Annotated in this window: 20 protein-coding genes; 13 read left to right on the top strand and 7 right to left on the bottom strand. The window is 57.1% G+C overall.

Annotated features, from left to right (window positions below):
* Positions 1 to 5 precede the first annotated feature (5 nt).
* Positions 6 to 1211, bottom strand: coding sequence for an N-acetylmuramoyl-L-alanine amidase (locus ACSQ3H_RS14745; RefSeq protein ID WP_436119457.1), 1206 nt, complete (start codon positions 1209 to 1211; stop codon positions 6 to 8).
* Positions 1212 to 1915: 704 nt separating this feature from the next.
* On the opposite strand from ACSQ3H_RS14745, the gene ACSQ3H_RS14740 reads away from it, so the two are divergent.
* From ACSQ3H_RS14740 to ACSQ3H_RS14705, 8 genes are all read left to right on the top strand, one after another.
* Complete coding sequence (locus ACSQ3H_RS14740) at positions 1916 to 4843, top strand: Rne/Rng family ribonuclease (RefSeq protein ID WP_436117734.1); 2928 nt, start codon at positions 1916 to 1918, stop codon at positions 4841 to 4843.
* Between the two features lie 223 nt (positions 4844 to 5066).
* On the top strand, positions 5067 to 6422 hold the full coding sequence (locus ACSQ3H_RS14735; protein WP_436119456.1) for a M48 family metalloprotease: 1356 nt from the start codon (positions 5067 to 5069) through the stop codon (positions 6420 to 6422).
* A 48-nt stretch (positions 6423 to 6470) separates the two neighbouring features.
* Positions 6471 to 7265: a DsbA family protein gene (locus ACSQ3H_RS14730; RefSeq protein WP_436117733.1), complete on the top strand. Its 795-nt coding sequence runs from the start codon at positions 6471 to 6473 to the stop codon at positions 7263 to 7265.
* 124 nt (positions 7266 to 7389) lie between these two features.
* On the top strand, positions 7390 to 7833 hold the full coding sequence (gene aroQ, locus ACSQ3H_RS14725; RefSeq protein WP_436117732.1) for a type II 3-dehydroquinate dehydratase: 444 nt from the start codon (positions 7390 to 7392) through the stop codon (positions 7831 to 7833).
* Between the two features lie 36 nt (positions 7834 to 7869).
* Positions 7870 to 8337: an acetyl-CoA carboxylase biotin carboxyl carrier protein gene (gene accB / locus ACSQ3H_RS14720; RefSeq protein WP_436117731.1), complete on the top strand. Its 468-nt coding sequence runs from the start codon at positions 7870 to 7872 to the stop codon at positions 8335 to 8337.
* A gap of 10 nt (positions 8338 to 8347) precedes the next feature.
* Positions 8348 to 9709: an acetyl-CoA carboxylase biotin carboxylase subunit gene (accC, locus tag ACSQ3H_RS14715; RefSeq protein ID WP_436119455.1), complete on the top strand. Its 1362-nt coding sequence runs from the start codon at positions 8348 to 8350 to the stop codon at positions 9707 to 9709.
* A gap of 48 nt (positions 9710 to 9757) precedes the next feature.
* Positions 9758 to 10327 (top strand): leucyl/phenylalanyl-tRNA--protein transferase, encoded by a 570-nt coding sequence (gene aat / locus ACSQ3H_RS14710; protein WP_436119454.1) that lies wholly within the window; start codon positions 9758 to 9760, stop codon positions 10325 to 10327.
* 139 nt (positions 10328 to 10466) lie between these two features.
* Positions 10467 to 10880 carry a VOC family protein gene (locus ACSQ3H_RS14705; protein ID WP_436117730.1) on the top strand — a complete coding sequence of 138 codons (414 nt, stop codon included), beginning with the start codon at positions 10467 to 10469 and terminating at the stop codon, positions 10878 to 10880.
* 22 nt (positions 10881 to 10902) lie between these two features.
* On the opposite strand, the gene ACSQ3H_RS14700 is transcribed toward ACSQ3H_RS14705, so the two are convergent.
* From ACSQ3H_RS14700 to gatB, 5 genes are all read right to left on the bottom strand, one after another.
* The gene (locus ACSQ3H_RS14700; protein ID WP_436117729.1) at positions 10903 to 11349 is read right to left on the bottom strand and encodes a DUF2155 domain-containing protein; all 447 of its coding nucleotides are present in this window, start codon (positions 11347 to 11349) and stop codon (positions 10903 to 10905) included.
* A gap of 80 nt (positions 11350 to 11429) precedes the next feature.
* Entirely contained in the window at positions 11430 to 11828 is a 399-nt protein-coding gene (locus ACSQ3H_RS14695) for an NADH:ubiquinone oxidoreductase subunit NDUFA12 (protein WP_436117728.1), read from the bottom strand.
* Between the two features lie 60 nt (positions 11829 to 11888).
* A complete protein-coding gene (locus ACSQ3H_RS14690) occupies positions 11889 to 12371 on the bottom strand; it encodes a GNAT family N-acetyltransferase (protein ID WP_436117727.1) in 483 nt (160 codons plus the stop codon).
* Entirely contained in the window at positions 12368 to 12877 is a 510-nt protein-coding gene (locus ACSQ3H_RS14685; RefSeq protein WP_436117726.1) for an N-acetyltransferase family protein, read from the bottom strand. Before ACSQ3H_RS14685 ends, ACSQ3H_RS14690 begins: the two co-directional genes overlap by 4 nt.
* Entirely contained in the window at positions 12878 to 14380 is a 1503-nt protein-coding gene (gatB, locus tag ACSQ3H_RS14680) for an Asp-tRNA(Asn)/Glu-tRNA(Gln) amidotransferase subunit GatB (RefSeq protein ID WP_436117725.1), read from the bottom strand.
* A gap of 306 nt (positions 14381 to 14686) precedes the next feature.
* Between gatB and ACSQ3H_RS14675 the strand changes: the two genes are divergently transcribed.
* The 5 genes from ACSQ3H_RS14675 to ACSQ3H_RS14655 all read left to right on the top strand — a co-directional run bounded on the left by ACSQ3H_RS14675 (position 14687) and on the right by ACSQ3H_RS14655 (position 20229).
* A complete protein-coding gene (locus ACSQ3H_RS14675; protein WP_436117724.1) occupies positions 14687 to 15364 on the top strand; it encodes a FadR/GntR family transcriptional regulator in 678 nt (225 codons plus the stop codon).
* A complete protein-coding gene (locus ACSQ3H_RS14670) occupies positions 15361 to 16671 on the top strand; it encodes a CynX/NimT family MFS transporter (protein WP_436117723.1) in 1311 nt (436 codons plus the stop codon). Before ACSQ3H_RS14675 ends, ACSQ3H_RS14670 begins: the two co-directional genes overlap by 4 nt.
* 197 nt (positions 16672 to 16868) lie before the next feature.
* Positions 16869 to 18812, top strand: coding sequence for an elongation factor G (locus tag ACSQ3H_RS14665; RefSeq protein ID WP_436117722.1), 1944 nt, complete (start codon positions 16869 to 16871; stop codon positions 18810 to 18812).
* Positions 18813 to 19099: 287 nt separating this feature from the next.
* Positions 19100 to 19657, top strand: a complete 558-nt coding sequence (locus ACSQ3H_RS14660) for an ankyrin repeat domain-containing protein (RefSeq protein ID WP_436119453.1) — start codon at positions 19100 to 19102, stop codon at positions 19655 to 19657.
* A gap of 47 nt (positions 19658 to 19704) precedes the next feature.
* The gene (locus tag ACSQ3H_RS14655) at positions 19705 to 20229 is read left to right on the top strand and encodes a YHS domain-containing (seleno)protein (protein WP_436117721.1); all 525 of its coding nucleotides are present in this window, start codon (positions 19705 to 19707) and stop codon (positions 20227 to 20229) included.
* A 28-nt stretch (positions 20230 to 20257) separates the two neighbouring features.
* Here ACSQ3H_RS14655 and ACSQ3H_RS14650 read toward each other — a convergent pair whose 3' ends face one another.
* Positions 20258 to 22468, bottom strand: coding sequence for an adenylate/guanylate cyclase domain-containing protein (locus tag ACSQ3H_RS14650; RefSeq protein ID WP_436119452.1), 2211 nt, complete (start codon positions 22466 to 22468; stop codon positions 20258 to 20260).
* Between the last annotated feature and the right edge of the window lie 41 nt (positions 22469 to 22509).

Here is a 22509-nt window from a genome sequence, read left to right as displayed (position 1 = left end):
TTGCTCTAATTCAGCGCTCCAGCCATCTTCATGTTGGCAAACTCGCCGACGGCCAAAGCGAGCCGCTCAGCAACATGACTTCTCCAGGCCGGATCAAGCATCAGCTTTTCGTCCTCGGCATTGGACAGATAGCCTATTTCGACCAGCACAGATGGCACATCCGGCGCGCGCAGCACCTGAAATCCGGCAAAACGGTGCGGGTTGTTGATCATGTTGACGTCTTTCTTGAGTGACTTCACCACTGTCTTGGCAAAACTCAATGAGAACGTGTGGGTCTCACGACGCGTCAGATCCATGAGAATATCGGCGATTTCCGGTGCCTCATTGTCAAAGGCAACGCCGGCCACCGCATCGGAACGGTTTTCGCGATCGGCCATAGCACGCGATTCTGCATCGGACGCCTTGTCTGAGACCGTATAAACGGTCGCGCCGCGTATATTACCGCGATTGATCGTATCGGCGTGTATAGAGATGAACAGGTTGGCTTCGTATTGACGAGCGATACGAACCCGTTCGGTCAGCCGCAGGAAGGTGTCGTCACTACGGGTCATTTCCACCCGCAGACCGGGCAGCTTGGCGAGCTCATCGCGTAATTGCTGGGCAAACATCAGCGTCACATTCTTTTCCATGATGCCGCTGGCGCTTTCCGCGCCGCTATCGATGCCGCCGTGACCCGGATCGATGACGATAGTAAATGGTTTCGGCGCGTTGCTGACCTCGTTTGGCGCAGCACTGGCAAGCCGGTCACCCTTGGGAGCCGTATCTGTCGAGGCGGTGGTAGCATTCTGTGTCTTCAGGGCTTCCGCAAACGTCCGATCGGATGAGGCAACAAAATCCGCCACAAGCCGGTAACCCGGACTGTTGTCGTTCTTGATGACATTGAGCTTCTCGACAACGAAAGGTCCCTTGAGCGTAAAGATAATGCGCGAACGTGACGCGTCGATCAGCCCGTATCGCACGTCGGTTATCAGCCCTCGCGGCTCCACCGATTTCTTGTCAAAGGCAAAAACCGCTTTGGGAAGGTCGATTGCCAACCGATGCGGCTGATCAAGCAGCATTGTCGATATATCTGGCTCGCGATCGAAATTGATGACAACGCGCGTGCGCAGTTCGTCGCCGGCGGCTTGATACGTCAACGCTGCCAGTTCATCTGCCGCATGAGAGGACTTGCCCGCTTGCACGAAGACAAGAAGGCCGAAGACGGCAGCCATGAATATTCGACAGATCACGCTCATCTCTCTTGGCCCGCCGATGGGCAGGCATCCCCTGTCCACCGTTGTATCAGACACGGTGCACATTGGAACCCTGCCAAGAACTCACTATGTATAACCAATAGGTATGGAACCATGGTTAATATTATCTTATGGGATCCCCTGTGTGTAATGCGTCGATGACACGATTATGAAGAAGGCCTTGTCATAACGCGACACACCTCCTAAAAGCAAAGGTGGGTTACTTTTCTGCCGTCCAGAATCGGGCTCTTTGATGTCACGGCAAATGACCGGCTGACAATAAAGACAGGACATGGAGCGGCATAGGCGAATTCGCTGTGGGTAACCAAAAAGAATTTAGCGCGAGCCGACAGGGATTGTCGGCAACGCTTTTTGTGAACGGCAGATCGCGCAGACAAGGCGCATCGAGCCAGCCCTCTCGGGGGTATTAACAGTGTCGGCACAGCTGAGAAGCGTGTCATTCGTAGAGGTCGTTTCGTCAGGAACAGGAATGTTTGTTACAGACGTGAATATAACCGGCTTGCAAGCCGCGGCTGCCCGAGGGCAATTCCGCGTGTCGCCGTGTCTGTCTGTTTCTGCGAACTTTAATATATCCGGCAAATGTGAAGACGCGGCGCCAGAAACCTTGAGGGTTTCCTGGCTGTCTCGCGTTGGCAGCGTTTCGGCCGGGGAGAAGAAATATAATGTCGGACAAAATGCTAATCGACGCCTCCCACCAGGAGGAAACACGGGTTGTCGTGGTTCGCGGCAATCGAATTGAAGAATTTGACTTTGAATCTGAACATAAGAAACAAATCAAAGGCAATATCTATCTGGCGCGTGTAACGCGCGTAGAACCTTCCCTTCAGGCTGCATTCGTTGAGTATGGCGGTAATCGCCATGGCTTTCTCGCTTTCAGCGAAATTCATCCCGATTACTACCAGATCCCGGTCGCCGACCGGCAGGCGCTGATCGATGCCGAGGCGGAAGCCGCAAGCCAGGATGAGGATCACGAAGAGAACGCCAGCGAACAGCGCAGCCGCGATCGCAACGATCGTGGCACACGCAATCGCCGTCGCGGCCGTCGTGGCCCGCGCCAGGAAGGCGACACATCGAAGCTCGACGCTTCCGATGAAGACACTGCTGTCTCGGGTGATAGTGGCGAAAACAACGAATCGTCTGAATCAAACGAATCGAGCGATGAAGACACCTCCAGTGAGGGCAGCAATCAGACAATCGCTGCAGTGATCGACGCAGATGTGATTTCTGAAGCTGTCAATGTCGGCGAAGAGGACCACGTCAGCGAAAGCGCCGCTGATCGGCCCGTCTCGGATGATGCGGGCGAAGGCCATTCCAGAAGGTCCAGAAGCCGCTCGAACGAAGACAAGGACGAGGTCCACGACGAACTCGATGAGGTCGAGTCGGTCGGTGCTGAAGATGCAATGGAAGAAGTTCCAACGCATCAGCGTTTTCAGCGCCGTCAGTACAATATCCAGGACGTCATCAAGCGCCGGCAGATTCTGCTGGTTCAGGTCGTCAAGGAAGAACGTGGCAACAAGGGTGCAGCCCTCACTACCTATCTGTCACTTGCCGGACGTTATTCCGTCTTGATGCCGAACACCGCACGTGGCGGCGGTATTTCGCGCAAGATCACCAGCATCCAGGATCGCAAGCGTCTGAAGGACATCGTCAAGGATCTCGAAGTGCCGAAAGGCATGGGCGTGATCCTGCGCACCGCCGGCGCCAATCGTACCAAGCCGGAAGTCAAGCGCGACTACGAATATCTGATGCGCCTGTGGGAAAATGTCCGCAGCCTTACCCTTGCATCGTCTGCGCCTACGCTCGTCTATGAGGAAGGCAGCCTGATCAAGCGTTCGATCCGCGATCTTTACAACAAGGATATCACCGAGATCGCGGTTGCCGGTGAGAATGGCTATCGCGAGGCCAAGGACTTCATGCGCATGCTCATGCCGAGCCATGCGAAGGTCGTCCAGCCCTATCGCGAGCTGACGCCGATCTTCGCGCGCAACGGCATCGAGGCACAACTCGACCGTATGCTGCAGCCGCAAGTTACGTTGAAGTCCGGCGGTTACATTATTATCAACCAGACCGAAGCGCTGGTGGCGATCGACGTCAACTCCGGACGTTCGACACGCGAACATTCCATTGAAGACACGGCGTTGCAGACAAATCTTGAAGCAGCGGATGAAATCGCGCGTCAGTTGCGCCTGCGCGATCTTGCCGGCCTGATTGTCATCGACTTCATCGACATGGAAGAAAACCGCAACAATCGGGCGGTTGAAAAGCGGATGAAGGATTGTCTGAAGGATGATCGCGCCCGCATCCAGGTTGGGCGGATCTCGCATTTCGGTTTGCTTGAAATGTCACGCCAGCGCATCCGCGCCAGTGTACTCGAGAGCACAACGCAGATTTGTGCGGTCTGCGGCGGGACGGGGCATGTACGCTCTGCCTCCTCCGTCGCGCTGCATGTCATGCGCTCGATCGAAGAATATCTGCTGCGCCATTCGCAGAACAATATCATCGTTCGTACGACCGTTGCGACCGCGCTCTATGTCCTCAACCACAAGCGCCAGAATCTCGCCGACCTCGAAGCACGTTTCGGCCTGACGATCAGCATCGAAGCCGATGACAGCGTTGGTGCCCAGCACTTCGCCATCGACAAGGGTTCGATAGCGCTTGGCCCGATCGTTCCGCTGACGGAGACACCGACTCTCGGCATCGCCGACGATTTCGACGAAAGCGATCCGGTTGTCGAAGATGCGGAGGATGACGGCGCCGAGGTGCAGACCGGCGAAACCGCGAGAAGCGCCGACAATGACGACGCATCCCGCAAGCGCAAGCGCAAGCGGCGGCGGCGCGGCGGTCGTGATCGCCAGGAATCGGCCGGCGCCGAGCATGGCCAGCAGGTTGTCAGCGATGATGATGACGCCGACCAGCCAGCCGTTGAAGGCGAAGATGCTGCGGCTACCAAAGCGCGCGAAGAGGAAAACGAACGGCGCAAGAAGCGTCGGCGGGGTCGCCGCGGCGGGCGCAAGAACAAGCGCTTCGAAGATGGCGACGATACGGAAACCCGCGTAACCGCCAAGACTGTGCCGGATGCCGAGCCCGTGTTCGTGTCGATCCCCTTGCCCGACTTCTCGAAACCGAAGACGGTGGAAGCGATCGCAGATGCAGCCGAGGTTGCTTCCGTGCCGGTGACCGCTGAGGCGGTCGTCGCGGAAGAACCCGCGGTGATCGAAGAAGCCTCTGCAAAGAAGCCTGTAAAACGTAGATCGCGCTCGAAGGCAGCTATCGAAGCGGCCGAGATTGCCGTTGCCAAAGTTCTTGCCGAAGCGGAACCGGAAGCCCCTGCAAAGCCGAAACGCGCACCGCGTAAATCGGCGAAAAAGGTCGAAATAGTCGTAGAAGACACACCCGCTGTCGCTGAGGTTCCAGCCATTGCACCTGTAGAAATACAGCAGGAGCCGACACCGGAACCCGTTGCTGCGCCTGAGCCAAAGAAGGTCGAGGAGAGCAAGCCTATCGTCACTTCGTCCAGCGCCAAGGAAAAGAAAGCCGAAGGCGAACCGGCCCCCAAGCGTGGCTGGTGGCAGAAGAAGGGGTTCTTTTGAGCTTCGGAAGACCTTGAACAAATGACATGAGGACCGGCAGCATTGCCGGTTCTTCTTTATGGTAGCTCTATTATTGTCACGGGCGCCGCAGATTTGCCGGATTAGTCTGGCTTCACAAAATCGGGATGCTTGGGCTGATCCCTTTCTTTCGATGATCGACTTCGCTACCAATGAGACTATGATAAAAGTTCGCGGGTTCAGTTTACCTCAATCGATCGCTGCCATGGCGCGCGGTGCATTTATCATGCTGTCCGCTGGGGCGTTGTGCGTCGCGCAAACCGCCAGTGCCACCGCCCAGTCATCATCGGTACCCATTGTTCGCGATGCGGAAATAGAGGCATTGGTTACCGACTATGCCACCCCGATCATCAAGGCGGCGGGTCTTTCCCGAAACGCGATCAGAATCGTTCTTGTCAACAACAATAGCTTCAATGCCTTTGTCGATGGCAGGCGCATCTTCATCAATACAGGGGCTCTGCTCCAGGCGCAGACGCCCAATGAAATCATCGGTGTTCTCGCGCATGAGACTGGCCACCTTGCCGGTGGTCACGAATTCAAGCTTCGCGAACAATTGGCGGCTGCCAAGACGATGGCCGTCGTGACAAGCCTGCTCGGCATCGGGGCTGTCGTCGGTGGCGCTGCAGGCGGCGCGAGCGGTCTGTCAAAAGCGGGAATGGGTATCGCCATGGGCGGCCCCGAAGCCGCCATGCGCAACCTCCTGAACTATCAACGCTCCGAAGAAATGGCCGCGGACCGTTCCGCCATCACCTATCTCGCAAGCACCGGACAGTCGGCCAAAGGGATGCTCACGACCTTCGAGCGCTTCTCCAATGCGCTCGCATTGACCGGGACCAGCGTCGACCCCTATCGCATCAGCCATCCGATGCCACGGGAACGCATTGCCAACCTCGAGACTCTGGCTCGTGCCAGTCCTTATTTTGACAAGCTGGATAGTCCTGCCCTGCAGCAACGTCACGATTTGATGCGTGGTAAAATTGCAGCCTATACGGGCGGCGGCGCAAGCGTGTTGCAGACCTTCCGCAAGGATCCGCGCAATATCGGCGCGCGCTATGGCGATGCAATCGCAACCTATCTCAACGGATCGTCCCAGTCCGCGCTTTCAAAGATCGATGTGCTGATCAAGGAACAACCAAAGAACCCCTATTTCCAGGAGATCCGGGGCGAGATACTGTTGAAGCAGAACAAGGCGGGCGACGCGGCGAAGGCCTTTCAAAAAGCAAATGCGCTCGACCCACGCAAATCCAGTCTGATTCGCATGAGCTATGGACGAGCGCTCATGTTGTCCGGCACGCCAGATAATCTCAAAGCGTCCATCCGCGAAATCAAAGCTGGAATCGCCAGCGATCGCGAATATCCGTCAGGTTACGGCTATCTGGCGCAAGCCTATGCCCAGACGGGCGACATGGTCCGCTCCGATCTCGCCAGCGCGGAACAGAAATACTATTCCGGCAAGATTCAGGACGCACAAATCTTTGCCATTCGTGCCCAGCGCGGCTTGAAAAGCGGCACGCCAGAGTGGATACAGGCTCAAGATATCATCAGCGCCAAGCGCAAGTGAGACGCGGCAACACGCGTTTCAAGAGAATTTGAAAAAGGACAGTTCATCATGACAAAAGTCGCCCTGATTGGTGCCGCCGCCGGCCTTGTTGGCGTTGCCGCCCTCGCCCTTGGCTATCAGGCCGGCCGGTCTGATACAGCCCCTAGTGCTGTGGCAGATATGTCCGTCATTCCTGCATCAACGACCGATCGGGCCGAAATCGAAGGGATCGTGCGGAACTACCTCATCAACAATCCTGAAATCATGATCGAAGTCCAGACCGCGCTCAATGCCAAGCAGGAAGCCGCGCAAAAGGAAGCCTCGACGCAGGTCATCAGCGAAAACAAAGACAGGATATTTCACTCGCCGATGGACGCGGTCTTTGGCAACCCGAACGGCGATGTCACGATCGTCGAATTCTTCGACTATAATTGCGGTTATTGCAAAAAGGCGTTGCCGGACATGGATGCCCTGCTGAAGAGCGATCCCAACCTGCGCTTCGTCATGAAGGAATTTCCGATCCTCGGTGCGGATTCAACCCGTGCGCATATCGTCGCCAAGGCATTCAAGGCGTTGATGCCGGACAAATACCTTGAGTTCCACCGCGATCTTCTGGGCGGTGAAGGACGTGCAACTGAAGCGTCGGCAATGGCCATTGCGGTCAAGCTGGGGGCGAACGAAGCCCAGATCCGCGAGAAAATGCTGTCGCCCGAGATCACGAAGGCTTTCAACGAAAATTTCGAACTGGCAAACAGCCTGAGCATTACCGGCACTCCATCCTATGTCGTGGGCAATGAAGTCGTGCCCGGCGCGCTTGGTGCGGATGTTCTCGCCGAAAAGATCAGCCATATTCGCAACAAATAGCCTGAATATTTACTTTTGCTTGGCAAAACCCTTTGTGGACAAGCATTAACCCTAACTTTGCGGGCTTTTCGCTTGCCGATAAGCCGTCTATATGGGACCACGATTGCGAACTCTTTGGTAGATCATGAAACAGCAGATCTTTATCCTCAACGGCCCGAACCTGAACATGCTTGGTAAGCGTGAGCCGGGAATATATGGCGCGGCGACATTGAGCGATATCGAAGCTCTGTGCCGTGCCGAAGGTGATAATCTGGGCGTTGATATTGTGTTTCGCCAGTCCAATCACGAGGGTGACCTGGTCAGTTGGATTCAGGAGGCAGGCGAGCAAAAGGCGTTGGTGCTGATCAATCCTGCCGCCTACACGCATACATCCATCGCATTGCATGATGCCATCCGCGCCGCCGCCGTCACGCTGGTGGAGGTTCATCTTTCCAATATTCACGCGCGCGAGCCATTTCGCCATCACTCCTACGTTTCCTCTTTGGCCAAAGGGGTGATATGTGGCTTCGGGGTCGATGGCTACGTGATGGGCCTGCGCGCACTCGTCAAGCTGGCAGCGTCGCAGTAGCGGACCGCCAAACAGGTATAAGGGGCTTGAAAAAGCATGGCTAACAGAACCACCGGGATCGACAAGGTCATGATCCGCGATCTCGCGGAAATCCTGAACGAGACCGACCTCACCGATATCGAAATCGAGCAGGGCGACCTTCGCATTCGCGTATCGCGGCAGATAACGATGCAGCCTGCAGCCCCGGTCTATGCGCAAGCTCCGGCTGCCGCCGCCGCTGCCCCGGCGGTGTCGGCTGTTCCTGTCGCAACCGCTGTAGCTGATCCCTCGAAGAACGCCATCCCTTCGCCCATGGTTGGAACGGTGTACCTTTCCCCGGCACCCGGCGCTCGCGCCTTTATCGAAGTCGGGTCACAGGTCAAGGAAGGCCAGACGCTTCTGATCATCGAAGCCATGAAGACGATGAACCAGATACCGTCTCCACGTTCTGGTACCGTTACCGCCATCCTCGTCACAGACAGCCAACCCGTCGAATATGGTGAGTTTCTGGTTGTGATCGAGTAGCGAGAGCATGATGTTTCAGAAAATCCTCATAGCCAATCGCGGCGAGATTGCCCTGCGCGTCCTGCGGGCCTGCAAGGAGCTCGGCATCCAGACGGTAGCCGTGCATTCGACTGCTGACGCCGACGCCATGCATGTGCGCCTTGCCGATGAAAGTGTTTGTATCGGACCGCCTCCTTCGCGCGATAGCTATCTGAATATCCATCAGATTGTTGCCGCCTGCGAAATCACCGGCGCCGATGCGATCCATCCGGGTTACGGTTTCCTGTCGGAGAATGCCAAGTTCGCCGAGATCCTCGAAGCCCACAACATTACTTTCATCGGCCCGACTGCCGCGCATATCCGGGTCATGGGCGACAAGATCGAAGCCAAGCGCACAGCCAAACGTCTTGGTATTCCGGTCGTTCCGGGTTCGGAAGGCGGCGTGACCGACGACAAGGAAGCTGCGCGCATCTGCGCGGAAATCGGCTACCCGGTCATCATCAAGGCCTCGGCCGGCGGCGGTGGCCGCGGCATGAAGGTCGCGATGAACGAAGATGAGCTTTCGATTGCCCTGTCGACCGCGCGGAGCGAAGCGGGTGCAGCCTTTGGCGATGATGCCGTTTACATCGAAAAATATCTGCAGCAGCCGCGCCACATCGAAGTTCAGGTCATGGGCGACGGCTTTGGCAAGGCGGTGCATCTCGGCGAGCGCGACTGTTCTCTGCAGCGGCGTCACCAGAAGGTCTGGGAAGAGGCGAACTCGCCTGCCCTCAATTCCGATGAGCGCGAGCGTATCGGCATGATCTGCGCCAACGCCATGGCCGATATGGGCTATCGTGGCGCCGGCACCATCGAATTCCTCTACGAGAATGGCGAGTTCTATTTCATCGAAATGAACACCCGCCTTCAAGTCGAACACCCTGTGACCGAGGCGATCACCGGCATCGATCTCGTGCACGAGCAGATTCGCGTTGCCTCCGGCGGTGGACTGTCGGTGACGCAGGAGGATATCCGCTTCTCCGGTCATGCCATCGAGTGTCGCATCAACGCCGAAGATCCGCGGACGTTCACGCCGTCGCCGGGCACCATTACCCATTGGCATACGCCAGGCGGCCTTGGCATTCGCGTCGATTCCGGCGTCTATACCGGCTACAAAATCCCGCCCTACTATGACAGCCTCATCGGCAAGCTCATCGTTCACGGCCGCAACCGCGTCGAATGCATGATGCGCTTGCGCCGGGCGCTCGACGAGTTCGTTGTCGATGGCATCAAGACCACGCTGCCTTTGTTTCAGGATCTGATCAATAATCCTGACATTGCCAATGGCGATTATGATATCCATTGGCTAGAACATTATTTGGCTGGCGACGCAGCAGACGCTGCAGAAGAATAGGGCATGACGGGTAAGAACCCGCAAGAAGCATTTAGAATAGACCCCGAATTGTTGCTGCGAGCCTATGCAACCGGGGTCTTTCCCATGGCCGAAGAGGCCGACAATCCGGAAATCTTCTGGGTGCGTCCGGAAAAGCGCGGCATCATCCCCTTCGAGAATTTTCACGTCTCGCGCAGCCTGCGCAAGACAGTGCGCCAAGGCCGCTTCGACATTCGCTATGACACCGACTTCGCCGGCGTCATAGCCGGTTGCGCCAGCGGCAGCGGTGAACGTGCGCGTACCTGGATCAACGGCCCGATCCGCGAAGCCTATGGCAAGCTGTTCGATCTCGGCTATTGCCATACGGTCGAAGCCTGGCGCGAGGGAGAACTTGTCGGCGGCCTCTACGGTATTGCCCTCGGCTCTGCATTTTTCGGCGAAAGCATGTTTTCGCGTGAACGCGACGCCTCGAAAGTCTGCCTTGTCCATCTCGTCGGCCATCTGATCGAAAGAAGCTACACCCTGCTCGATACCCAGTTCACCACCAATCACCTGGAAACATTCGGCGCGGTTGAAGTTCCTCGGCGCCAGTACCAGAAGATGCTGGAAAATGCATTGGCGCAGCCGGCGGAGTTCTAAAAACCGTCGCATATCCTGCTGTATGGTGCCCTGTTGGAACCCGACCAGTATTCAGAACATTCTTGAGAGCAATGTCGGGAGGGCGCATTTCCGTTCGTCCTTGGAACGGGAATAACCCCAAACCAAAGGGAGAGTTGTCGTGAGACTCAATGCTTATTTGAACTTCGACGGTCAATGTGAAGAAGCCTTCAAATTGTACGAGAAAGTGCTGGGCGGAAAGATCGAGAGATTGGTCCGTTATGACGAGATGCCCGAAGGCAACACGTCGGCGCCGGAGCTAGCCAAGAATATCATGCACATCAATATGAAAGTCGGGGATACGATCCTGATGGGATCAGATGCGCCCCCGCCCTACTTCAAGAAGGCTCAAGGCATTTCGGTAAACATCAACACAGAAACGACTGGCGAAGCGGAGCGCGTGTTTGCCGCCCTCTCGGAAGGCGCTGAAAGCATCATGATGCCGATCGGAGAAACATCCTGGGCGGCGCGTTTCGCAATGTTTGTCGACCGCTACGGCACACCCTGGATGATCAACTGTCCAAAGCCGATGTAGGGCTCTTGGCTTTTGCGGGAAATTAGTTCTGGGTTCCGCCCGTCTGGGCGGCATCCGGGGCTGGAACGTCCGACTTCTGTTTGCAGGCCTTTAGCCAGACGTCATACACCGGGTGCTCGACTGCATTGAGACCGGGGCTGTCGGCAAACATCCAGCCCGAAAATATCTTGCGGATTTTGCGGTCGAGCGTGATCTCGTCCACCTCGACAAACGTATCTGTCTTCGGTGTCTCCGTATCGGGACGCGTGTAGCAGACGTGCGGCGTCAATTGCAGCGCGCCGAACTGCACGGTCTCGTTGATGTAGACGTCGAAGGTGGTGATTCGTCCGGTAATCTTGTCGAGGCCGGAAAAGACGGCAATCGGATTGGAGATCTTGTCGCTCGATTGAGCCGATGCGCCGGAGACGGTACCGCATATACTCGCGGCGATCAGCCCGACGGCAAAAGAGCGAAATTTCTGACTGATCATGTCACTTCCGGTTCAGCGCGCACAAGAGGATTTCGATTCCAGCCTGTCGATAAAGGGCAAATGTGGCAGAAGAAGACCGACTATGCGCCTGGTGTCCACGCGTCATAGTCGCCGGTCACGGTCGGCCGGTTGTCGCCATGGGCAATCGAGCCCTGCGGCCGATAGGCAGCGGCGGAACCGGTGAGATTAGGCTGGTGATTCTTTTCCCAAGGATGTGGTTTATAGTTTTCCTGCGAAGGCGCCGTGTCCACCCTGTGGTGTATCCAGCCATGCCAGCCAGCAGGAATAGCCGAAGCTTCCGCATAGCCGTTGTAGATGACCCAGCGGCGCTTGCGCCCTTCCGAATCGAAGGTGCCTTCGTAATAAACGTTGCCGAATTGGTCTTCGCCAACTTTCGTGCCCTTGCGCCATGTGAAGAAGCGGGTACCAAGCGTCGGCCCGTTCCACCACGTGAAAAACTGAGTCATGAAGGTTTTCATAGCAATCCTGCTTCGAACGTTGCCTCGGTTTATGGCCGTATCATTGCCTGATAGCAAGGGTCAAGTTGACGCTGGAGCCAACCGCATTTTGAAACCTGCGTGGCTCTTCTCGAAACCAAGCCGCTCGTAAAAACGGTGGGCATCCTGGCGCTTGGCGTTCGATGTCAACTGCACGAGTGCAATGTCACGCTCGCGCGCAACATCAAGACAATGCTGGATCAACTTCGCGCCAATCCCCTTGCCGCGCATGTCGGCTCGCGTCTGCACAGCCTCGATGACCATTCTTTTCGTGCCGCGACCTGTGAGCGAAGTGATGAAGGTCACCTGCGCTGTGGCAACGACTTTATCCTTGAGAACACCGGCGAAAAGCAGGTCGTTTGGACTGGCTTCAATCGCCGCGAAAGCGCTTTGATACAGCGGCAAGAATTCTGCATCGTTCGTATCATCGTGACCACCGATCGGATCATCGGCAAATAGCGAAATCAGTGCAGGCAGGTCATCGATTGTCGCTTGCCGGAATGTCACATCAATTTCTGTTGTCACGGTGCCAGCTCAAATCCAGTCAGGGATTTTTCCAGAACAAGCACGGAAATACCGGAGTTCGGTTCGCCCCAGTTTTCGATCCGGCTGTTGGTCCGCTCGAATCCCCTGCTTTCATAAAAACTCAGAGCCTTTTGATTTGATTCGATAACTTCCAGCTGCAACGCATAAACACCCGGAAAGGCGCTCTCCATTTCGGCGAGCAGTAACGAACCGACACCCTTTTTCTGATGTTCCGGATGCACGTAGAGCTGGTTGAGAATCGAGAGCTTGTGATCCTTCTGCGACGCATAGGCCATGCCCATGATATCGGCGCCATCATCGGCGATAATGAATTCCGAATAGGGCTTGGCCAATTGCCTCTTGAGCGCGTCGAGCGAATGATAGCGGTTGGTGATCGCATTGACTTTTTCGACGCCGTAAACATCGTCATAGGTCGCATGCCAAGTTTCAACGAGCATGTCGCGTACCGCGTCCAGATCTTCCTTCGTTGCGCTGCGAACCCACATCTATTCGGTTATCCCGAGTTTTGCCTTGACCAGATCGCTGAGGACCTGAGGATTGGCCTTGCCGCCCGTCGATTTCATCACCTGTCCGACGAACCAGCCGGCAAGGCTCGGCTTTGCCTTGGCCTGCTCCACCTTGTCGGGGTTTGCCGCAATGACATCATCAATGGCTTTTTCGATCGCACCAGTGTCGGTGACCTGCTTCATGCCGCGGCTTTCGACGAGTTCGCGGGGATCACCACCTTCATTCCAGACGATTTCGAACAGATCCTTGGCGATCTTGCCGGAAATCGTACCTTCCTTGATCAAATCGATCACGGCGCCGAGTTGTTCTGGCGATACGGGCGATTCCTCGATGCTCTTGCCTGCCTTGTTCAGGGCGCCGAGCAGGTCATTGATCACCCAGTTGGCGGAAAGCTTGCCGTCACGTCCCTTGGCTACAGCCTCGTAGTAATCGGCAATCGCTTTTTCCGTGACCAGGATAGACGCGTCATAAACCGAGAGGCCGAGCGCCGAGACCAGCCGCATCTTCTTGTCGTCCGGCAGTTCTGGCAGGTCAGCCTTCAGTTCATCGACATAGGCCTGCTCGAATTCCAGAGGCAGCAAATCTGGGTCCGGAAAATAGCGATAGTCGTGCGCTTCTTCCTTTGAGCGCATCGAACGTGTCTCGCCCTTTACCGGATCGAACAGCCGCGTTTCCTGATCAATGGAGCCACCATCTTCGAGAATGGCGATCTGGCGGCGCGCTTCATATTCGATGGCCTGGCCGACAAAGCGGATCGAATTGACATTCTTGATCTCGCAGCGTGTCCCGAATTCGCCACCGGGTTTGCGCACGGAAACGTTGACGTCGGCGCGCATCGAGCCTTCGTCCATATTGCCGTCGCAGGTGCCGAGATAGCGCACGATCGTCCGCAATTTGGTCAGATATGCCTTCGCCTCGTCGGAAGAGCGCATGTCCGGCTTCGATACGATTTCCATCAACGCTACGCCGGACCGGTTCAGATCTACGTAGGACATGGTTGGATTCTGGTCGTGCAGCGACTTGCCCGCATCCTGTTCCAGATGCAGGCGCTCGATGCCTATTTCGATGTCCTCGAACTCGCCTTTCTTGTCGGGGCCAACCGAGATGATCATCTTGCCCTCGCCGACAATCGGCTGTTTGAACTGCGAGATCTGGTAGCCCTGCGGCAGGTCGGGATAGAAATAGTTCTTGCGGTCGAAAACCGACTTCAGGTTGATCTGCGCCTTGAGGCCAAGCCCGGTACGGATCGCCTGACGCACGCACCATTCGTTGATCACCGGCAGCATGCCGGGCATGGCGGCATCGACCAACGATACATTCTCGTTGGGCTCGGCGCCGAAAGTCGTCGATGCGCCGGAGAACAATTTCGAATTGGAAGTGACCTGCGCATGGACTTCCATGCCGACCACGATCTCCCAATCGCCTGTGGCACCTGAAACAAAACGTTTGGGTTCGGGCGTACGCGTATCAACGAGAGTCATGCTGGTGTGTAATTCCTGGCTAAAATTGTCTACGAGACCTGTTGAAAATTCAACCCGGTGAGATAGCTGGTGTGGTTTTCGAGAACCGGAGCGCAGTGGACATTTTCGTCCATGAGCACCGGAAGCGCAGAAAATCGCATCAGATGTCCATCAGGATGGATTTGCAATAGGTCTCGGCATACTGGCTAGTGCAAACCGCCCCATGAGGCAAGTCTTTCGCGCTTCGAGAAGTGATATGTCACTTGGTTGACAAGGCAAAAGGGCAAGAGTATTCATTAAGTCATCAGATGACTTTAGGACTTTCCCATGCAACCCGCCGTCCGTACCAATCTCACAGACACCGCAATCCAGAATATTCGGGCGGAGATCACCGCCAGCCGCTGGCAGATCGGAGAGCGCATTCCGAACGAGGCGACACTTGCGGATATGCTGGGCGTCAGCCGCGGCACAGTGCGGGAAGCCGTTCGCGTCCTCGTTTCTCAAGGCATCCTTGAGACGAGGCAAGGTTCGGGCACCTATGTCCGTTCGGTGATCGATGCGGAGGACAGTCTGCTTCGCATCCGGCGGACCGGGCTTCGCGATCAGGTCGAGACGCGCTGCGCCCTCGAAGTGGAGGGAGCGCGCCTTGCCGCAACACGCCATACTCCGGAAATTATCGCAGAGCTGCGTCAGATGCTGGCGGATCGCGGCGAATACGACCCCGCCGATCATGATCGCTATGTCGAACAGGACCTTGCGTTCCATAAAGCAATTGTTGCCGCTTCCGGAAACAACGCGCTCATCGAGGTCTACGAGTTCTTCTCAACCTCGACCCAGGAAGTCATCAAGGCCACGGTGACTGGCGAACTTCCTGAACCCGACATGGCAGCACATGCCGCCATTATCGACGCCATCGCCTCGGGCGATCCGGAGACAGCAACTCTCACCACCCGGGCTTTCATGGCTCCCATTCTTCTTGAACTTGACCGGCTTCTCGCATCATGAACCAGCATATGTCTCCCGGCTCTCAAATACGGGATATCGTCAGCGAACAGCTGATCAATGCCGAAGCCGACAGCGTTCCACAGCCTCGGCCTTCGGTTTTTGCAAGCCGTGCCGCGCAGATCGTTACGGGATTGAGCCTCGTTCTCATTGCCTTCAATCTCCGTCCTGTCTTTTCCAGCGCTTCCGCGCTTCTGCCGGAAATCATCGAACAGACGGGACTGTCATCATTCGGCGCTGGCGTTTTGACTACCCTGCCCGTTGTCTGTCTCGGCGTATTCGCACCGCTCGCGCCAAAGCTGGCGCAGCGCGTCGGTGCTGAACGTACCCTGCTCGCCGTGTTATTGCTTCTGGCATTGGGCACGGCGTTACGCGGCTTTGGCTCGCTGCCCTTGCTGTTTTTCGGAACTGTCCTCGCCGGCGCCTGCATCGCTGTCGGCAATGTTTTGCTTCCGGGTCTTGTAAAACGTGACTTCGCCTCGAGAACCGGCATGATGACTGGCCTTTACACAATGGCGCTGTGTGCGGGGGCAGCCAGCGCAGCCGGTTTTACCCTGCCCCTGCAGAGGATGCTTGGCGGCTCCTGGTCCCTGGCGCTTGGTGCATGGGCATTGCCGGCCACCCTCGTTGCGCTGATCTGGTTCCCGCATGCCTTTTTCAGAAAGGTCCGCACGAAGCATGCCGGCTTCAGGGTTGAAGGTCTCTGGCGCGATCGTCTTGCCTGGCAGGTCACTCTGTTCATGGGCCTGCAGTCGTCGTTGGCCTACTGCATCTTTGGCTGGCTGTCGCCGATCCTGCGCGAACGGGGAATCGACGGCGTCACAGCGGGCGTCGTTGTTTCCGTATCGGTCATGGCGCAAGTTTTCGCCTGCCTTCTCGTGCCGTCGATCGCAGTGCATTGCAGGGATCAGCGGCTCATCAATGTAGCGCTCGTCGCACTGGCAATCACCGGCCTGCTCGGGTTTCTGTTCGCTCCCCTATCCACCGTCTGGCTATGGGCTATTGTCCAAGGGCTTGGCCAAGGCGGTCTTATTGCTATTGCCATGACCATCATCGTCTTGCGGTCGCCGAATGCGCATGTAGCCTCGCATCTTTCCGGGATGGCGCAATGCATCGGCTATATACTTGCCGCGACGGGTCCGCTTCTGGTCGGGCTGATCCACAGCCTGACGGGGAGTTTTGCTGCTACCGCGGTACTATTCGTATCGCTCGGGATCGGCGCCAGCCTGTTCGGTTGGGGCGCGGGGCGATCAACCCACGTTGGCGTGAAAACAATCGAGCTTGAAACTGCCTCTCCAAGATCTGTTTGAGATTCAGGTCAGGACGCGCCGAAAATGGTGATTTTCGAGAACCGGAGCGCAGTGAACTTTTGATTCATGAGCACCGGATCGCAGAAGAGCGCCATTTGCAGGCCGTCATGGCGTGAATATCAACAGACCCTAGCGCTTTGCGCCAGTCTGGGGCATCCTAGCAGTGGAGATTGTTGTTCGTGGCAGGGAGGAACGCCATGCGCTGCTTTACGGTACTCGGCCCTTCGCAGGCCGGGAAATCCACGCTCGTGGAAAAGCTGGCCTCACTGGAAGGTGCATCGAAGAAATCCATCTCTCCATACGGATTGGGCCTGACGGAGTTCGAGTTCGGAAACGAAGCTTGGTGCGCGCTGGATGCGCCTGGCTCGGGTGAAGCCTTGGCCCATGCACAACACGCGCTTCTGGCCAGTGATGCATGCATTCTGTGTGTTTCACCAAACCCGGAGGAAGCTGTCCTTGCCGCTCCCTATCTACGAGTGATCGAAGCTTCCGGAACCCCTTGCATCCTCTTTGTCAACCGGATGGACGAGCCAAGAGGACGGCTCAGAGATGTGATTGCCTCGCTTCAGGACTTCGCCAGCCACACTTTGCTCCTCCGGCAGATTCCCATCCGCGAAGGCGACAAGATCGTCGGCAGTTGCGACCTCATTTCGGAGCGTGCCTGGCGCTACCGCGAAGGCCAGACATCAGCGTTGGTCGAGATTCCGACGGACGTTGCGGAGCGCGAACACGAGGCGCGCGCCGAACTTCTCGAACATCTTTCCGAATTCGACGACTGGCTGCTGGAGGAACTCATCGAAGACCGCGAACCGGCCAGCGATGCCATTTATGCCATCTCTTCGCGCGTCCTCAAGGAGAACAGGATCATTCCTGTACTTGTGGGCGCGGCAAGCCATAGCAACGGCATCATGCGCCTGATGAAGGCGCTGCGTCACGAAGCGCCGCAGTATGATGCTCTTCGCGACCGTCTTGCGGCAGCTGCGAACATGAAAGAATCGGCTTTGCTGGGCGTGGGCTTTCACGCCTATCACCGCCAGAATGTCGGCAAGACAGTGCTTGTCCGTGCTCTCGGTGATGGGCTCAAGCAGGGATCCTTGCTCGCGGGCTCCCGTTTGGGACCAGTGCAGGATCCCGGAACGGGTAAACCCGTTTCAACGGCGACAACCCCCGGCGACGTTTTCGCCACGGTCAAATCCGACCACCTGCCTGTTCCGTCCCTGCTGACATCCGATGCCGCCGTCGCACCGCCGGCATGGATAGCGCCGCCGACCCCCATGCTTGAACGGATATTGGTACCGGACAGCGAACGGGATGAAACCAAGCTCTCCGAAACACTGGCGAAGCTCGCAGAAACCGATCACGGCCTCAAGGTCATGCAGGAGGAAGGGACCGGCGCCCAATTGATCTGCGTTCAGGGACCGGTGCATTTGCGCGACCTCTGCAAGACCTTGGCAGAGGTTTTTCACGTCAACGTAACCGACCGCCCACCGAGCCCGGTTTACCGCGAGACGATTTCGAAGACATCGGATGTTCACTACCGCCACCGCAAGCAGACGGGCGGTGCCGGACAATTTGCCGACGTGAAACTGAGCATCCACCCAAATGAACGCGGCGAAGGCTTCAGCTTTGCCGAAACCGTCAAAGGCGGGGCCGTTCCGCGCAATTTCATACCCGCAGTCGAGGCGGGAGCTCGCGAAGCGATGGAAAAAGGCCCGCTGGGTCTTCGGGTGATCGATGTCGGGGTGACGCTGATCGACGGCCAGCACCATTCCGTCGACAGTTCGGAATTCGCGTTCCGGGCGGCAGGAAAAATGGGAGTACGGGATGCGCTTTCCCAAGCCTCGGCCGTACTGATGCAGCCAATCTTCCGCGTGGAAATCCACATCCCCTCCATCTACTCCGGCAGTCTCGTGCCGATCGTCTCCGCCTTCAAGGGCCAGGTTCTGGGCTTCGACCGGGATGAAACCGCCAAGGGATGGGATATTTTCCGCGCGCTCGTTCCGGGCAGCGCGCTCGACGAACTGGCGCGTTCACTGCGCTCCGCGACGCAGGGCATCGGCACGTTTTCCAAAGCCTTCGATCACTTTGAGGAACTGTACGGGAAGGAAGCCGACGCCGTCATCAGCGCGCACGCAGGCTAGAGCCCTTCATGCCTAAAGAGACACAGGTCAGCCGGAGGGAATTCGTGGACAAGGTCAAGGGATTTGGCGAGGCCGATGTCTTTCCATCGGACGATGCTAAAGCCCGATGGATTTGGCCCGAATTCACCCGGCTGACCTGTGTCTCTTTAGGCATGAAGGGCTCTAATCACTAGGGATTGGTTCCGGTCTAAGCCACAATGTGATATCTTCCGCCGTTCCGCGCATGTGAGGATGATGAGAACGGGGGACGTTCGGTGAACTTTCTTTGCGTTGCATTTATCGGAGGAATGTTGGGGGTCTCGTCTGCGCTGGCTGGGCCGCTGCACGACGCTGCCAAAAATGGCGATGTCGCAACCGTTAAACAATTGCTGGACCAAGGCGCTGACATTGCGCAACCGGACGACGCTGGCGAGCCGGTTCTTCTCATCGCATCGCTGGCCGGGCATCCGGAGGTTGTCGCTGTCTTGCTGGAACGCGGCTCGAACATCGAAATTCGCAACAAAGGCGGGCTGACGGCTTTGCACGCTGCTGCCTATGGCGGAAATCTCGATACCGTAAAGTTGTTGGTTGAGAAGGGTGCAGCAGTCAATGACGAAAAGAACTTCTATCATATGACACCTCTGCATGCTGCGGCTGAAGAGGGCCATGCCGATGTGGTCGCTTTTCTATTGGCCCACAAGGCTGAAGTCGAAGCCAAGGAACGGAATGGCTATACGCCACTCACTCAAGCTGGATGGCGAGAACATTGGGATGCGGCCGCCCTGCTGATGAAGGCGGGTGCTGAATGTCAGAAAGCCGAGCTTGTCGGCCAATGGCTCTACACCGAGTGCACCAAGCGCAAATGACGCCTGGTCCCGGTCAGACCCGCACCCGGAAATAAGGGAGAACTGAAATGTCTGAATACCGCTTGAAACGCAAGTTTCGAATTGCCGCGTCTGTTGGCGCAGCCGCAATTCTACTTTCGTTCGTGCCGCCTGCCATAGCCGAGGAACTCGTCAATACTGGCTATTTTGGTGATGTGGCAATCAAGGGCTATGACCCGGTCGCCTATTTCACCCAGAATCAGGCCGTGCAAGGATCCGATAAATATTCACATCGCTGGCTCGGCGCGACATGGCATTTCGCCAGCGCTGAAAATCGCGATCTCTTCATTGCTGATCCTGCAAAATATGCGCCACAATATGGCGGCTATTGCGCAGACGGCGTTTCGTTCGGGACGGTCACGACCAATGTCGACCCCAAAGCGTGGCGGATCATCGAAGGCAAATTGTACATAAGCTATGATCCGGGAGCCGCGGATGGATTTGAAAAAATCCCGACCAAGCTCACCGACTCGCGGAAGCATTGGTCCGATGTCGAGCACACTCTGGTTGCGGAAAAGCTGCAAAAGGATTGGCAGAAGGGACCCGCCAATTGAGGCGCTGCTTGGCTGCTTGATGGGCACCTCAAGGGGCAATGGAAAAATACATCAATGCTCGCGGCGTGACATGAACATATTTCGCGTCGCGCTGCTCCGGCGTGTTGCGGTAAACGTAGCCGCAGACCATCCGATCCAGAAAATAGCCCCCAAACCGCTCGCATAGGCGGTTGCCGCGAACTTCTATCAAGCCGGTTATGTTTGTGTTGGCGCTGCGGTAGGCAGTGTTTCCGGCCTTGTCGAAATACTGGATAAACTCGGTGCCGTTCTTGTGCTTGCCAGTCCAGGTCTTGTCATTGACCATTGTGCTCAATTCCGCCTCACCGATCTGGTCGGCTGGATTGCCTTCGAAGCCGAACGGCCATTCGGGCATGCCGGCCGTGCGCAACCCGGTCAGATGATGGCGCAGATCATCTTCCCGCCAATAGTCGTAGAGATAGCCGTAATACGTCAGATTGCTGTCTGGAAACAGTTCCAGCAATTTTCCCGTTTCCCGGGATGCAAGCGTCTGGTCGCCGCGATCCACATAGGCAGCAGCAAGATATTCACGTGCGGGCTCCGCTTTGGGAAGAGCATCGCGCGCGGTCTCCATCAGGGGAATCGCCCGTTCAGCATCGCGCGCAGTGTAAAAAACAATACCAGCCAGCAACTGAAGGCTTGGCGGCGGCGTGGGATCAAGCCGCAGCGCCTTTTCCATCTCGGCAATCGCCTGCACGCGGCTGCCGGTTTGTGCCAGGATAAGTGCCAGATTGCCGACTATCTCCGCGTCGTTCGGCTGCGCCGCCACTGCCCTGTTGGCTGAGTCCCTCGCCTCCATTTCCCGCCCATCGACCAGTTGCAGAAGCGCGAGCACCGTATGGGCACGAGCGTTATTGGGGTCCAGCTTCAGGGCCTGACCCGCTGCGTCGTAGGCTATCTTTCGTGCCACCGCAGCCGACCAGAGATAGTTGTAGTCGTTGCGCCAGACATCGACAGCCACGCGGGCGATCCCGGCATGAGCATTGGCAAAACTCGGATCGAGATCGAGCGCCTTCTGGTAATATGACAACGTGCGGCGGTAGGTCTCGACGTCGCTGTAATAAAAACCTTCCTGCTCTGCTCTGAGGTAATAATCATAAGCTTCGAGATTATCCGTAGGTATTCGGGCAAGCTGGTCGCGCTCGCCTTCACTCAGCTTTACTTCAAGCGCGGAAATGATCTTGCCTATGACATCGTCCTGGACTGCGAAAAGGTCGGCATATTGGCGATCGTATCGCTCTGCCCACAGGGAAAGACCAGTAAGCGCATCGATCAGCTTGACGTTGATCCGCAGTCGGGAGTCTGCGCGCTGCAATGTCCCCTCGAGAACGTAATGGACGCCGAGTTCTGCGGCCACATCCTGAATCTTTCCAGCCGTATCCCTTATTGCGAAGACCGAATGGCGCGCGATCACAAACAGGCCGGAGACCTTCGACAGTTCCGTGATGAGGTCGTCTGTCAGCCCCTCCGCGAGGTGGTCGTGCTCCGTGTCGCCGCTGACATTGATGAAAGGCAGCACCGCCACCGAAGGCTTGTCCGGCAGCGGATAGGCAAATCGCTCGACCAGCGTCGCCGGCTGGAAGAATATGCCCGGTTGCCACCAGAGTACTGCACCGGCCAGCAACAGAATGATAATCGCTGCGATGGCCGGCACGCGCCAGCGGCGCAGGTTTCTTCGTGCGCCGACTGTCTTGCCCGCCGCAGCAGGGTCGAGGATGACGCGATATATCCGGATCGGTTCGGCGATATTCTTGACGTTCTGCTCGCCGAGCGAGACATAGCCGACCGCAAGCTTCGATTTCACTTGATCGTAGGACGTCCCGGATATGGCGATGCCGCCGGGCTCGGCCAGCGCCTGTATCCGGTCGGCAATGTTGACACCGTCACCCTGAATGTCGTGGCCCTCGACAATGAGGTCGCCAAGATTGACGCCGATACGAAAGTCGAGACGCTCCCCGGGCGGCGCGGCAGCGTTCCGTTTTGCCTTCTCGCGCTGCACCTCGACCGCACAACGCAAGGCATCGACCACGCTGTGGAACTCGACCAGCAGACCGTCACCCATGGTCTTGACCAGGCGTCCGTGATGTTCGGCGATCTTCGGCTCGAAGATTTCCGTCAGGTCGGCTTGAAAACGCGCGCGCGTGCCCTCCTCGTCGATCTGGCTCAAACGGCTGTAACCGACGACATCAGCGATCAGAACGGCTGCAAGACGGCGCTCCATGCCCGGCCCCTTACGGAGCACGACGGCTCCCGCCATATCCT

This window comes from Phyllobacterium sp. LjRoot231 (assembly GCF_964253365.1).
GTDB lineage: Bacteria > Pseudomonadota > Alphaproteobacteria > Rhizobiales > Rhizobiaceae > Phyllobacterium.
Note: the sequence above shows the minus strand (reverse complement) of the source record. Positions and strands in the feature narration are given on the sequence as shown.

Bases quoted from the DNA above. Each gene is read 5' to 3' on its own strand.
- ACSQ3H_RS14745 (WP_436119457.1), bottom strand. From the start codon at position 1,211: ATGGCTGCCGTCTTCGGCCTTCTTGTCTTCGTGCAAGCGGGCAAGTCC.
- ACSQ3H_RS14740 (WP_436117734.1), top strand. From the start codon at position 1,916: ATGTCGGACAAAATGCTAATCGACGCCTCCCACCAGGAGGAAACACGG.
- ACSQ3H_RS14735 (WP_436119456.1), top strand. From the start codon at position 5,067: ATGGCGCGCGGTGCATTTATCATGCTGTCCGCTGGGGCGTTGTGCGTC.
- ACSQ3H_RS14730 (WP_436117733.1), top strand. From the start codon at position 6,471: ATGACAAAAGTCGCCCTGATTGGTGCCGCCGCCGGCCTTGTTGGCGTT.
- aroQ (WP_436117732.1), top strand. From the start codon at position 7,390: ATGAAACAGCAGATCTTTATCCTCAACGGCCCGAACCTGAACATGCTT.
- accB (WP_436117731.1), top strand. From the start codon at position 7,870: ATGGCTAACAGAACCACCGGGATCGACAAGGTCATGATCCGCGATCTC.
- accC (WP_436119455.1), top strand. From the start codon at position 8,348: ATGTTTCAGAAAATCCTCATAGCCAATCGCGGCGAGATTGCCCTGCGC.
- ACSQ3H_RS14700 (WP_436117729.1), bottom strand. From the start codon at position 11,349: ATGATCAGTCAGAAATTTCGCTCTTTTGCCGTCGGGCTGATCGCCGCG.
- ACSQ3H_RS14695 (WP_436117728.1), bottom strand. From the start codon at position 11,828: ATGAAAACCTTCATGACTCAGTTTTTCACGTGGTGGAACGGGCCGACG.
- ACSQ3H_RS14685 (WP_436117726.1), bottom strand. From the start codon at position 12,877: ATGTGGGTTCGCAGCGCAACGAAGGAAGATCTGGACGCGGTACGCGAC.
- gatB (WP_436117725.1), bottom strand. From the start codon at position 14,380: ATGACTCTCGTTGATACGCGTACGCCCGAACCCAAACGTTTTGTTTCA.
- ACSQ3H_RS14675 (WP_436117724.1), top strand. From the start codon at position 14,687: ATGCAACCCGCCGTCCGTACCAATCTCACAGACACCGCAATCCAGAAT.
- ACSQ3H_RS14670 (WP_436117723.1), top strand. From the start codon at position 15,361: ATGAACCAGCATATGTCTCCCGGCTCTCAAATACGGGATATCGTCAGC.
- ACSQ3H_RS14665 (WP_436117722.1), top strand. From the start codon at position 16,869: ATGCGCTGCTTTACGGTACTCGGCCCTTCGCAGGCCGGGAAATCCACG.
- ACSQ3H_RS14660 (WP_436119453.1), top strand. From the start codon at position 19,100: ATGTTGGGGGTCTCGTCTGCGCTGGCTGGGCCGCTGCACGACGCTGCC.
- ACSQ3H_RS14655 (WP_436117721.1), top strand. From the start codon at position 19,705: ATGTCTGAATACCGCTTGAAACGCAAGTTTCGAATTGCCGCGTCTGTT.
- ACSQ3H_RS14650 (WP_436119452.1), bottom strand. From the start codon at position 22,468: ATGGAGCGCCGTCTTGCAGCCGTTCTGATCGCTGATGTCGTCGGTTAC.